Annotated in this window: 10 protein-coding genes; 8 read left to right on the top strand and 2 right to left on the bottom strand. The window is 62.6% G+C overall.

What is annotated here, in order from left to right:
- The first annotated feature begins 264 nt into the window (after positions 1–264).
- The 8 genes from SAHL_RS15365 to mobC all read left to right on the top strand — a co-directional run bounded on the left by SAHL_RS15365 (position 265) and on the right by mobC (position 10,303).
- Positions 265–534, top strand: a complete 270-nt coding sequence (locus SAHL_RS15365) for a DUF4212 domain-containing protein (RefSeq protein WP_123592303.1) — start codon at positions 265–267, stop codon at positions 532–534.
- 6 nt (positions 535–540) lie between these two features.
- Entirely contained in the window at positions 541–2,313 is a 1,773-nt protein-coding gene (locus SAHL_RS15360; RefSeq protein WP_123592302.1) for a sodium:solute symporter family protein, read from the top strand.
- Between the two features lie 284 nt (positions 2,314–2,597).
- Positions 2,598–3,785 (top strand): acetyl-CoA C-acyltransferase, encoded by a 1,188-nt coding sequence (locus SAHL_RS15355; RefSeq protein WP_123592301.1) that lies wholly within the window; start codon positions 2,598–2,600, stop codon positions 3,783–3,785.
- A gap of 4 nt (positions 3,786–3,789) precedes the next feature.
- Positions 3,790–4,917, top strand: a complete 1,128-nt coding sequence (locus tag SAHL_RS15350; protein WP_221177994.1) for an acyl-CoA dehydrogenase family protein — start codon at positions 3,790–3,792, stop codon at positions 4,915–4,917.
- A gap of 59 nt (positions 4,918–4,976) precedes the next feature.
- On the top strand, positions 4,977–5,810 hold the full coding sequence (locus SAHL_RS15345) for a M23 family metallopeptidase (RefSeq protein ID WP_123592299.1): 834 nt from the start codon (positions 4,977–4,979) through the stop codon (positions 5,808–5,810).
- 1,300 nt (positions 5,811–7,110) lie between these two features.
- Positions 7,111–7,776 carry an SOS response-associated peptidase gene (locus SAHL_RS15340; RefSeq protein WP_123592298.1) on the top strand — a complete coding sequence of 222 codons (666 nt, stop codon included), beginning with the start codon at positions 7,111–7,113 and terminating at the stop codon, positions 7,774–7,776.
- Positions 7,777–7,868: 92 nt separating this feature from the next.
- Positions 7,869–8,369 carry a hypothetical protein gene (locus SAHL_RS15335; protein WP_123592297.1) on the top strand — a complete coding sequence of 167 codons (501 nt, stop codon included), beginning with the start codon at positions 7,869–7,871 and terminating at the stop codon, positions 8,367–8,369.
- Between the two features lie 1,331 nt (positions 8,370–9,700).
- A complete protein-coding gene (mobC, locus tag SAHL_RS15325; RefSeq protein ID WP_148045584.1) occupies positions 9,701–10,303 on the top strand; it encodes a plasmid mobilization relaxosome protein MobC in 603 nt (200 codons plus the stop codon).
- A gap of 82 nt (positions 10,304–10,385) precedes the next feature.
- On the opposite strand, the gene SAHL_RS17890 is transcribed toward mobC, so the two are convergent.
- Both SAHL_RS17890 and SAHL_RS15320 read right to left on the bottom strand, forming a co-directional pair.
- Positions 10,386–10,535 (bottom strand): hypothetical protein, encoded by a 150-nt coding sequence (locus tag SAHL_RS17890; RefSeq protein ID WP_184947754.1) that lies wholly within the window; start codon positions 10,533–10,535, stop codon positions 10,386–10,388.
- A gap of 325 nt (positions 10,536–10,860) precedes the next feature.
- Entirely contained in the window at positions 10,861–12,051 is a 1,191-nt protein-coding gene (locus SAHL_RS15320; RefSeq protein ID WP_245968566.1) for an IS256 family transposase, read from the bottom strand.
- Positions 12,052–12,075 lie beyond the last annotated feature (24 nt).

Below are 12,075 nucleotides of genomic sequence, written 5' to 3'. Positions count from 1 at the left end.
CTTCCACATGTGAAAGCCGGATTCTCGGTAAGCTCCGCCTAACCTGCAATGCTTAAGTGAACAGCATTACGGCTTCGGCCGGGCTTTTTTGTGGGCGTGACATGCCATGGAGAACGGCGAGCATTAAAGACAATCGGGATAACTGTCGCCAGCACCGGTGACCGTGGACAAAACGTCGAATAGCCGAAAGTCTCATTGCAGGGAGGCGGGCGCTCGCCGAGGATGGCGTTGGTCAGCAAACCGAAAACACTCAAGGGAGGGGACATGTCCGACCGACCGACCGGGACGGCCGCCGATTACTGGCGCGCGAACGTCCGGTTACTACTCAAGCTTCTCGTCGTCTGGTTCGTGGTGTCGTATCTGTGCGGCATTCTGCTCGTGGACGTTCTCAATGCGTTCTCGATCGGGGGCTATCCGCTCGGCTACTTCTTCGCCCAGCAGGGCTCGATCTATGTCTTCCTGTTCCTGATCTTCTTCTACGCCTGGCGCATGAACAAGCTGGATCGGGAATTCGGCGTGGCCGAGAAGGAGTAGCACGGAATGGATACACAAACCTGGATCTACCTCATGGTCGGGGGCAGCTTTCTGCTGTACCTGGTGATTGCGGTCGCCTCCCGCGCCGGCAGTACCGACGATTTCTACGTGGCCGGTGGCGGCGTGGGCCCCGTGGCTAACGGCATGGCCACGGCCGCGGACTGGATGAGCGCGGCGTCGTTCATCTCGATGGCCGGCCTGATCGCGTTTCTCGGCTATAACGCCTCGCCCTATCTCATGGGCTGGACCGGTGGCTTCGTGCTGCTGGCGCTGCTGCTGGCGCCATATCTGCGCAAGTTCGGCAGCTTCACGGTGCCGGCGTTCATCGGCGCCCGTTATTACTCCAACGTCGCGCGCACCGTGGCGGTCATCTGCCTGATCGTCGCGTCGATCACCTATGTGATCGGCCAGATGAAGGGCGTCGGCGTGGCCTTCGGGCGCTTTCTGCAGGTCGAGTTCGAGACCGGCGTGATGATCGGCATGGCCGTGGTGTTCGTCTACGCGGTGCTCGGCGGCATGAAGGGCATCACCTACACCCAGATCGCGCAGTACATCGTGCTCATCTTCGCGTTCACGGTGCCCGCAGTCTTCATCTCCATGCAGCTCACGGGCGTGCCGCTGCCGCAGATCGGCCTGGGCTCGACCATGGCCGACGGAAGCGGGGTGTATCTGCTCGAGCGGCTCGATACGGTGATCACCGATCTCGGTTTCGACAGTTTCACGACGCCAGAACACTCGACGCTCAACGTGTTCATGCTGACGCTGTCGCTGATGATCGGCACGGCGGGGCTGCCGCACGTCATCATCCGCTTCTTCACCGTGCGCAAGGTCACCGACGCTCGCAAGTCGGTCGGCTGGGCGCTGTTCTTCATCGCCATTCTCTACACCACCGCACCGGCGGTCGGCGCGATGGCGCGGCTGAACCTCATGGAGACCGTGCAGACCGGTCCCGTGGGCGAAGAGAGCGGCAATCTGGAGTACAGCGAACGTCCGGAATGGTTCAAGACCTGGGAGGGCACGGGCCTGCTCGCCTTCGAGGACAAGAACGACGATGGTCGGATCCAGTACTACAACGAAAGTAGCGACGAATTCGCGGAAGAAGCCAGCGGTTACGGTTGGGAAGGCAACGAGATGGTCACGGTCGACCGTGACATCATGGTGCTCGCCAACCCCGAGATCGCGCAGCTGCCGTCCTGGGTGATCGCGCTCGTAGCCGCGGGCGGCGTGGCCGCCGCACTGTCGACGGCGGCGGGACTGTTGCTCGCCATCTCCTCGGCGATATCACACGACTTGCTCAAGAGCATGCTCAAACCGGATATATCCGAGAAGAACGAGCTCATGGCGGGACGCATCGCGATGACCGGCTCGATTCTGGTCGCGGGGTATCTCGGCATGAATCCACCGGGATTCGCGGCCGAGGTGGTCGCACTGGCCTTCGGGCTGGCCGCATCCTCCATCTTCCCGGTGCTGCTCATGGGCGTGTTCTCCAAGCGCATGAACCGTGAGGGCGCGATCGCCGGCATGCTGGCGGGCCTGGCGGCCACCGTGCTCTACATCTTCGTGTTCAAGGGCATGTTCTTCGTCCCGGGCACCAATCTGTTCCCGGACGAGTCCGGCTACTGGTTCCTCGGCATCCAGCCGGAGTCCTTCGGGGCGATCGGCGCGGCTATCAACTCCATCGTCGCATTCCTGGTCTCGCGGGTAACGCCGGCGCCGCCGTCCGAGATCCGCGACATGATCGAGGACATCCGCGTGCCGGGCGCCCTGCGCCAGGCCTGACCGGATCTTCGATCTGCACCATCGGGCCCCGCCTCGGCGGGGCCTTTTTTATGGCTACGATCCGGCAGATGACGACCGGGGCGCCTCGGCACCGTATGTTCAGACAGGCGATCGCGCCCACCGAGCGGCGTGGTTTCGCGCGCCGTTACGGACCGGGCGGCGCCGGCGGTGGTACATTCGGTCGTCGTGCCGCGGGTCGCGCCTCACGAGGTTCAGGGGCTGCGGATACGGAGCCGTTGAACCGCGCCGATCGGCGCATGAAATGTGACACAAGGAGTTGAATCATGGCGGAAGATCCGGTCGTCATCGTGGCTGCGGCCCGTACGCCGATGGGCGGGCTGCAGGGTACGCTGGCCGCGGCCGCCGCGCCGGCGCTCGGGGCCGCGGCGGTGCGCGCGGTGATCGAGTCCAGCGGAGTCGCCGCGGACAGCGTCCACGAGACACTCATGGGATGCGTGCTGCCGGCCGGTCTCGGCCAGGCGCCCGCTCGCCAGGCCGCGCTCGGCGCCGGTCTGGCGCGCTCGACCCGCTGCACCACCGTCAACAAGATGTGCGGCTCGGGCATGGCGGCGACCATGCTCGCCCACGATCTGCTGGCCGGCGGCAGCGCCGATGTGGCGGTCGCCGGTGGCATGGAGAGCATGTCCAACGCGCCGTATCTGCTTGATCGCGCCCGGGCGGGCTACCGTATGGGCCACGGTCGGGTGGTCGACCACATGTTTCTCGACGGCCTCGAGGATGCCTACGAGCCGGGCCGGCTGATGGGCACCTATGCCGAGGACTGCGCCGAAGCGCAGGGTTTTTCGCGGCGCGACCAGGACGCCTTCGCCATCGCCTCCCTCGAGCGTGCCCGGGCCGCCATCGAGTCGGGCGCCTTCGACGACGAGATCGTTCCCGTGACCGTCGGCCGTGGTCGGCGCGAGACCACGGTGGCCACGGACGAGCAGCCGCACAGCGCGAGCATCGAGCGCGTGCCGGAACTCAAGCCCGCCTTCCGCGAGGGCGGCACGGTGACCGCGGCCAACGCCAGCTCCATCTCCGACGGCGGTGCCGCACTGCTGCTGATGCGACGTGCCGAAGCCGAGCGTCGCGGTCTGACGCCGCTCGCGGTGGTGCGCGGACATGCGTCCCATGCCGACGAGCCGGGCCTGTTCCCGACCGCGCCGATCGGCGCGATGAAGCGGCTCGGCGAGCGCACCGGCTGGTCGCTGGCGGATGTCGATCTGTTCGAGATCAACGAGGCATTCGCGGTCGTCCCCCTGGCCGCGATGGCGGCCTTCGACCTGCCGCACGAGAAGGTCAACGTGCGCGGCGGCGCCTGTGCGCTCGGGCACCCCATCGGCGCCTCGGGCGCGCGCATTCTGGTGACGCTGCTCTCGGCCATGCGTGAACGCGATGTCCGACGCGGCGTGGCCTCCATCTGCATCGGCGGCGGCGAGGCCACGGCGATCGCGCTCGAGCGCTGCGCCTGATCCCGTGCCGGCCACCGAGGAACAGCGCCGGATCGCCGAGGCCGTCCAGGACTTCGCGCAGACCCGCCTGAAACCGCAGGCGGCGGACTGGGATCGCGATGGTCGCTTCCCCGCAGAGGCGGTGCGCGAGATGGCCGAGCTCGGGCTGCTCGGCATGCTTGTGCCGGCGGACTGGGGCGGTGCGGAGACCGGTTACGTCGCCTACGCCATGGCCCTGGAGGAAATCGCCGCCGGCGACGGCGCGTGTTCCACCATCGTCTCCGTGCACAACTCGGTCGCCTGCCTGCCGATCCTCACCTTCGGCACCGACGCCCAGCGCGCGCGTTTCCTGCGCCCGCTGGCCGCCGGCGACATGCTCGGCGCCTTCGCGCTCACCGAGCCGCAGGCCGGCTCCGACGCGCGCAACATCCGCACCACGGCGCGTCGCGAGGGTGACGGCTGGGTACTAAACGGCGCCAAGCAGTTCATCACCTCCGGCGCGCAGGCCGACATCGTCATCGTGTTCGCCCGTACCGGCGAGGCGGGCGCGAAGGATGCGATCAGCGCGTTCATCGTGCCCACCGACACGCCCGGTTTCTCGGTATCGCGGGTCGAGCACAAGCTGGGCCAGCGGGCCTCGGATACCTGCGCGCTTCACTTCGACGGCATGGTGGTGCCCGACGAGTGCCGCCTGGGCGAGGTGGGCGCGGGCTATCGCATCGCGCTGGCCAATCTGGAAGGCGGGCGCATCGGTATCGCGGCCCAGGCGGTGGGCATGGCGCGCGCCGCCTACGAGATCGCGCGCGACTACGCCCGCGAGCGCGAGAGCTTCGGCCGGCCGATCATCGAGCATCAGGCCGTGGCCTTTCGGCTGGCCGACATGGCCAGCCGCATTGAGGCCGCACGGCAGCTCGTGCTGCACGCCGCCGGCCTGCGGGAGGCAGGCGAACCGGGCCTGTCGGAAGCGTGCATGGCCAAGCTGTTCGCATCGGAGATGGCGGAACAGGTCTGCTCCGATGCCATCCAGACCCTGGGCGGCTACGGTTATCTGGCCGATTACGCGGTCGAGCGCATCTACCGCGACGTGCGTGTCTGCCAGATCTACGAGGGCACCAGCGATGTCCAGCGCATGGTCATCGCACGCCATCTGTAACGACCGCGTTACGGTCGCGGTCTGACAGACTACGATCAGCGCTCAGCCTGCCGGAGCCCATGGTGCCGACCGCCCGAATCAACCGCCACATCGTATTGCACGCACTGTTGCTGCTCGTGCTTATCGCCGGTGCCGCCGAGGCGAATGACGCTACGGTTGTCTTTCCGGAGCGCGTCCCGCAGGGCGCCATGGTCATCGGCAAGGTGCCGCCGGGCAGTCGTGTCGTCCACGCCGACCGCGAACTGCGGGTGACCGACTACGGCAGCGTGGTCTTCGGTGTGGCCCGCGACGCGAGCGGTACGGCGGCGGTCACGGTGACGCCGCCCGGGGCGAGCGAGCGCACAGTGCGGATCGCCATCGCGCCCCGCGACTGGCCGATCGAGCGGGTGGACGGCGTGCCGCCGAAGACCGTGGACCCGCCCCCGGAGATCGCCGAGCGGATCGGCCGGGAGCAGCAGGCCGTCGCTCGGGCTCGCGAGACCAGCGACGACGGCATCGGCTTCACCCAGGACTTCATCCGACCGGTGCCCGGCCGAATCAGCGGTCGTTTCGGCAATCAGCGCATCTACAACGGCACGCCGGGATCGGCGCATTCCGGCATGGACATCGCCGCCGCCACCGGCACGCCGGTGAAAGCGCCGGCCGCCGGGCGCGTGGTCTTCGCCGACGACCTCTATCTGACCGGCGGTACCGTGCTCATCGACCACGGCCACGGCATCGGCTCGAACTTCTTGCATCTGTCGAAGATGAACGTCGGTGTCGGGGAGACGGTCGAGCAGGGCGAAATCATCGGCGAAGTCGGTGCGACCGGCCGGGCGACCGGCCCGCATCTGCACTGGGGCATGACCTGGTACGCCACGCGTATCGACCCGCTGCTGGTGCTTGAGCGCTGAGTCGGGTGCTGGCAGGTAATTGCGGATCGCCACCTCAAGGCCATGTCTGCCGGTCGCTGGCGCGTTGCATGCGGGATGCGCTGGCGAACGGTGGACCAAACAGGATATGGCGTCGATCATCGGTCTTGCCGTAGGCGCGATAGGCTTGCATCGATACGCGCGACGGCCGGCAATGCGCAAGAGCGGGGTTGGAGGCCAGGCGCGGATAACGAAAGAATCCTCAGGAGGCGCGCGTGCTGCGCGGTCAGTCAGCCCATGATGCGGTCGACCGTGAAGGCGATATCGCCGAGGACGACGGCGCGAGAGGGGGTATCGCGCTTCGGTGTCTGCATGAAGCCGTAATCCTACAGCTCGTGCAACTCGTTCAGCGATGACTGGACGTGCTAAGCGACTGGCCGTTCATCCCGGCGCCGGTCACGCCGCAGCCACCGCGGCGGCGTCGATAGGTTTGGCGTCCGGAGTGCTTCCCGATCTCTTCCCAAGCCGGAGAAAGATCCGATGCAAGGGGATCGGCGTAAAGCTAGATGATTGAAATTTTTGGTGGGCCCGGTCGGACTCGAACCGACGACCAAGGGATTATGAGTTCTGCAGCAATAGGTGATTATAAGGCAAATCAACAACATACGACGGCACTCTATAAAACACGATTGCTCTTTATAAACAGCTAATTACGGTGTTTTACGCATTGTTGGCGCAACTTGCGGATGTACCTCTATTGCACCTGCCAGATGAGCCGGTTCAGCTGGCGAGAAGAACCCAGCTGTCGATCAGGCTGCGCGTTGATCAACTGTGGATAACCCTCTGGATAGCCCAACTTATCCACGCATAAACGGTCACCAAATTTTGCCGGTTTTACGCATAAACGGTCACAAAATTACGCATAAACGGTCACCAAGACCGCTTGAAACCATTGCGCCCCAATGGCTTCAGAGCCCCTCCTATAGTACCTATAGGAGGAGTCCTATAGTAGGCGGCCAAAAACTGTGGAAAAGTCGAAATCGCAGCAGTCGGAGCGCGAAATTCAGCAGCTTTGCGCAAGCATCTCTTGTTGGAGATAAGCACCGAGTCGGCAGCTCAAGACGGATTGATGCGACGATAAGAAAAACGGTAAGCGGACAACGAGGTGCCTGCTATGGCGAGCCTAATACCACTGTTCTGCGTGTTGGCGTTCCTTTTAGTCGCCGGCATAGCGGTGGCCGTTCTTCAGCATCGCTACGAGGAACGCAAAGAACGAGAAGCAGCCGAATCTCGTGCGAAGACGTTGGAGCGCGAAGTGGATCTAGTACGCAGTCGATAACCGATGTGCGGAAGTTATGGGCGAACCACTGCTGCCGAGGCCTACGCGAAAATCATCGGCGCTACGGTCTCGCCAAAACTAGACGATACGGCGAGCTATAACCGGCCGCCGGGTACGTTCCAGCTCTGCGCGCTGAAGAATCCGGATACTGGCGAGCTGACACTTGGCCCCGGATGGTGGGGCTTCATACCGAACTGGGCGGCCGGCACTAAATTGGCTCCTATCAACGCCAGGTCAGAGACAGCCCACGAGAAAAAGCTCTTCGCCAAGTCATTTCGACACCAGCGATGCTTGATCGCAGCGGACTGGTGGTACGAATGGCAGCGCGCCGGCGATCGCAAGCAGCCCTACGCTATCCAACCAAAAACCCAGCAGCCATTCTTCTTCGCCGGCATCTGGTCCAAAGCATCCCGACTACCTGACGATCATGCGGCTAGTGGGCAAGTCACGTTCGCAATCCTGACGGGCCCGGCGAACGATGACATCGCGCATATCCACGATCGCCAGCCTCAAGCACTCACGGCCGAGGCTGCACGAAAATGGCTTAGCCCCGATAAGGACATCTCGGCACTAAACGGGTTACTGCGCGAGGGTCGTTATCCGGCTTACGAGAGTTGGGTCATTAGCGAAAGCATCGGCAACCGTGCGAATGACGATTACTCAATATAGTTGAGCAGCTCACTCTTGCGGAATGCTAAAGGCCCCATGCCTGACGCCGATACCGATCTTGAGGTATCGAGGAACATTAATGAGGCAAGACAATGAGAAAGGTAACCACCGGGCTCGCTCTCGTCGCTGTCGCCACGTCGGCTCACGCGTTCGATACTAGTGACGCGTCGAAAAAAGTGCAGCAATACAGCGAACTCATTGCGTGCCAGTTACCTGATCCAAGTGACTATCCGCCGAATCAATACAAGGCGGTACAGATCAAGGAGGGAATGGAAGCCGGCTTAAGCACTTTCGGCGCTGTTTGGGTTGTTCACTGGAACGGTGATTATGGTTGTAGCGGCGGGAATGGCACGTCCCTTCCGCACTTCACTGTTGTCGAACACAGCGGATTCGGCTCGGCCGAGCCAGTGATTAAAGCGGATTTCACCATCCCGAACCTGGAGCTGGTAAAACTCCGCAGTATGTCTGCAAGAGATGAAATACTTCATCTAGAGGGCATCGCTTATGGCCCGGACGACCGTCAGCATCAGCCTTCCCAGAGGGTGTCATACGATCTAAAGCTCGAATATGACCAGTTTGTACTTATGGAATAACAGCCAACGCAGATAGCCTCTGCAACGCGAGTGGCGAAATGCCCCAAGGGGGATAGCGGTCGCGCCTATTGATCGCTCGCTGGCCACGAAACAGACCTGCCGCTCACGACACCGCGTCATTGTGGGTCGAAAGGCCGCTGTTTCAGGGAATCGGTCGTCGTCGAGCCTTGGGGGGATAGCGGTCGCGGCTGCATGACGCAGGCCAAGATGGCCGACGTATCGACGCGCATTGCGCCTCAGTGTGGTTGAGTTTTAACCAGAGGTATCCGAGACCTTTAAACGTACCCTTGCACATGGACATACCCACGGGCTTATCCACAAGTACTGTGTACTACTAAGCGTCATGGTGCCTGGCGAAAATCGGGCTACTGGAACTTAGCGACCGAACCCCATACTGGCCTCTGCAGGGCTTCTAGGCTCAATGGTGGAGGCTATTTCGGTGTTTCTTTTGAGCGTATGCGAGACCGCCGATGACTACGGCAACCGTAGCCAGGACGCCGACGATGCCTAGAATGTTGATCATGATTCCTCCACTTCAGAAGTGTCTCAATTCAGAGCATTGCACCGGCAGCGTACAAGGTAAATGCATCGATGCTGACCCTGAGCTCGTCGCTGATTGGTAATGTCGCCGAGCGAAGCCGGACGGCCGGGCGGCAGATTTCTCAAGCGATCTAAAACCCATCTAAGAATGGCGGATCTTAGACCTCGTTCTTAGCGTCATCTCCGCAAATTACGTGAGACGCAAACTGCGCTGCGTCGGCCCGGGCCGACAGGTCGCCCCCACGAAGGGTCTATTTATTAGGCACCCCACCCCATGAGTGGGATCGCCCACGAAATCCACAGCTCTCGCCGCCAATGCGATGGAGGGCCGTTCATTGAGCCCGAAACCGCATCGGTGGTGGCCGCGAAGCGGACAGGCAGTGAGTCTTCGTGGGCGACCGTCGCCTAGACTTCGCTAAGCCACTTGGCGAAACGCTGCGTCGCACCGTTGATCACCGTCGGCCTTTGCTCCCGGGACAACATCTGTCGGAACGTTCCGACGAATGGGATAGGTAGGAAGAGAGTGCGGGGCAACATCTGTCGGAACGTTCCGACGAATGGGATAGGTAGGAAGAGAGTGTGGGGCAACATCTGTCGGAACGTTCCGACGAATGGGGTCGGTAGGAGAAGAGTGCGGGCAACATTTGTCGGAACGTTCCGACGAATGGGATAGGCAGGAAGAGAGTGCGGGGCAACATTTGTCGGAACGTTCCGACGAATGGGATCGGTAGGAGAAGAGTGCGGGCAACATTTGTCGGAACGTTCCGACAAATGAGATAGGTAGGGAGAGAGTGCAGGATTCGCAAAGTGCTAGCACTTTGCACCATATCCGCCACAGCGGTACGGTTTACGCATCTCTCCCTACTTTGTTCTTCATGGCTGCTTCCCGCTTCGCGTTCAGCATCGACGAGCCACGCAGAGCGAGACTCAAGAGCTACGCTGACGCCCACGGCGCCAGCTCCGCTGCGGTTCTGAAAGCGATCATCGATCGCCTTCCAGCCAAGTCGGACGATGCCGGCGTGCAGAGTCGGCCCGGGCCGACAACCGGCCAGGTCAACGTGCGACTGACCGCTCGTGAGGTGGCCGCTCTTGATGAGCATGTAGAGCGAACCGACTTCGATAACCGCACGTCGTGGGCAACTCGTATGCTGGTCCAGGCCATCAATCGATCGCCTGCCATGAGCCAGACGGAAATCACCGAGCTACGCCGGTCGCGATCGGAGCTGGCTGCGATCGGTCGCAATCTCAATCAGATTGCACGCGCGCTGAATATCGACCCGCTGGCCACCGGGCCAGATGCCGATACGCTCAATGCCGCCATCGCCGCTATCCAGGAACACAAGCGCGCTGTTGTCGCGCTTGTGCAGAAGGTGGAAATGCGAGGCCAACCGTGAGTGGGCTATTCGATCTCGAAGACGACAGCGCGACGCCGAAGGGCGGGGCGCGGTCAGACGGTAGCGGCAAGTCATCGATGAGCTAGGGCAGGGCAGCGCCGCCGATCAGCAGCTGGCGAAGCAGGCACAGCAGTTCGTGGCACAGATGCCCGCCGTAGAAACGCGAGAGGATGCGTTGCGGCGTGAGGTCGTAGCGAGCCGGACGCCAGAGAAAGAAGTGGGCAAAAATCAAGGCATTGACCGATAGCGCGACCGCTATCCCCCGTTGTGCGTGTCCCCGCGAAACGTATCGCTTGCGGGTCACGATTGAGTAGCCGTTAACTAATGACGATTTGTCGGACGTGTCCGACTAATCTCGGCGGCGCTGTCAGCCTTTTTTTGGGGAACGAAAGACTCATTCGCTAGCCAAGGGCTTTGCTCTGTTTGGCGGAGGCGCTTGCGAATCAGCTGGACGGCCGCTGGGGCTACAAAGCAGCGCGCCGCCTCATCAGTATCGGCCGAGCGCAGACGCTGTCGGAGTTGAGAGTTACTGTCAAATCTGGTGTATGCGAAAGAAGCTAGGCGGCTTTCCTGCTGAGTTGGCGTTCGTCTATGCCGTCGATGAATTGGACGCCGTTGATGACGTCGGCGAGTTGCTTGAAGCCGCGTAACCGGCGCCAGCGTTTCTGGGCGCTCATCGCCAGTTGGTGGACCAGCGCCAGGCCGCTCTTGGCACTCACACAGTTACGCGTAGCCGCCGTTCGCAAGCGAATCGTGGCAAAGGTGGACTCGATCGGATTACTGGTCCGTAGATGCCGCCAGTGCGCCGCCGGAAAGTCGTAGAAGGCCAGCAGTTCAGCGCGGTCTTTTTGCAGGCACGCCGTGGCCTTTGGGTATTTGTCGTCATAGGTGGCAACAAAGCGATCAAACGCCTGCTCGGCGTGATGACGCGTGTCGGCCTGCCAGATCTCGTGGAGATGGCCTTTGGCCTGCGGCTGTATCCGTTGGGGCAGCTTGTCGAGCACGTTCGCGGTTTTATGGACCCAGCAGCGCTGAACCGCGGTCTTCGGATAGACCTCGGCCAGTGCGGCCCAGAAGCCCATCGCGCCGTCGCCGACCGCCAGCTTGGGTGCGACGGTCACCCCGCGATCACGCAGGCTCAGCAGCAGCGCTTTCCAGCTCTCGGTGGATTCCCGGAAGCCGTCCTCGATGGCCAGGAAGTGCTTGCGGCCGTGGCTGTCACAGCCGATGACCACCAGCACGCAACGCCGCTCGGCGGCGCGCACATTGACGTAAATGCCGTCGGCCCAGAGATACACCATCTCGTGACCGCGCCAGTCGCGCTCTCGGAATGTGTCGTACTCGTGCTCCCAGCCGACCTTGAGCCGGCTGATCGTCGACGCCGACAGGCCTTTGACCGACTCACCGAACAAGGCCTTGAGCGCTTCGTCGAAGTCGTTGGTCGATACGCCCTTGAGATACAGCCACGGCAGCACCGATTCCAGCCGGCGTGTCTTCTTCAGATACGGCGGCAGCAACGCCGAGGAAAAACGTCGGCCGCGTCCGGCGCGATCCCGCGTCTTGGGCAGCGCCACCGAGACGGGGCCAACGCCCGTGAGCACGTCGCGTTCGGGCTGGTAGCCGTTGCGGACCACTTCACGGCGCCCTGCGCCGTCTCGATCGGTGTGGGCCTGCAGAAACGCATCCAGTTCGGCTTGCACGGCCTGTTTGATGATGCGCTGTGCGCCATCGCGCACCAGATCAGACAAAGCGTCCGCAAAGGCTGGATCAGC

The organism is Salinisphaera orenii subsp. halophila YIM 95161, assembly GCF_003732545.1.
In the GTDB taxonomy this organism is placed as follows: domain Bacteria; phylum Pseudomonadota; class Gammaproteobacteria; order Nevskiales; family Salinisphaeraceae; genus Salinisphaera; species Salinisphaera orenii_A.
The sequence above is the reverse complement of the archived record's forward strand: the minus strand, read 5'-3'. Positions and strand labels throughout refer to the sequence as shown.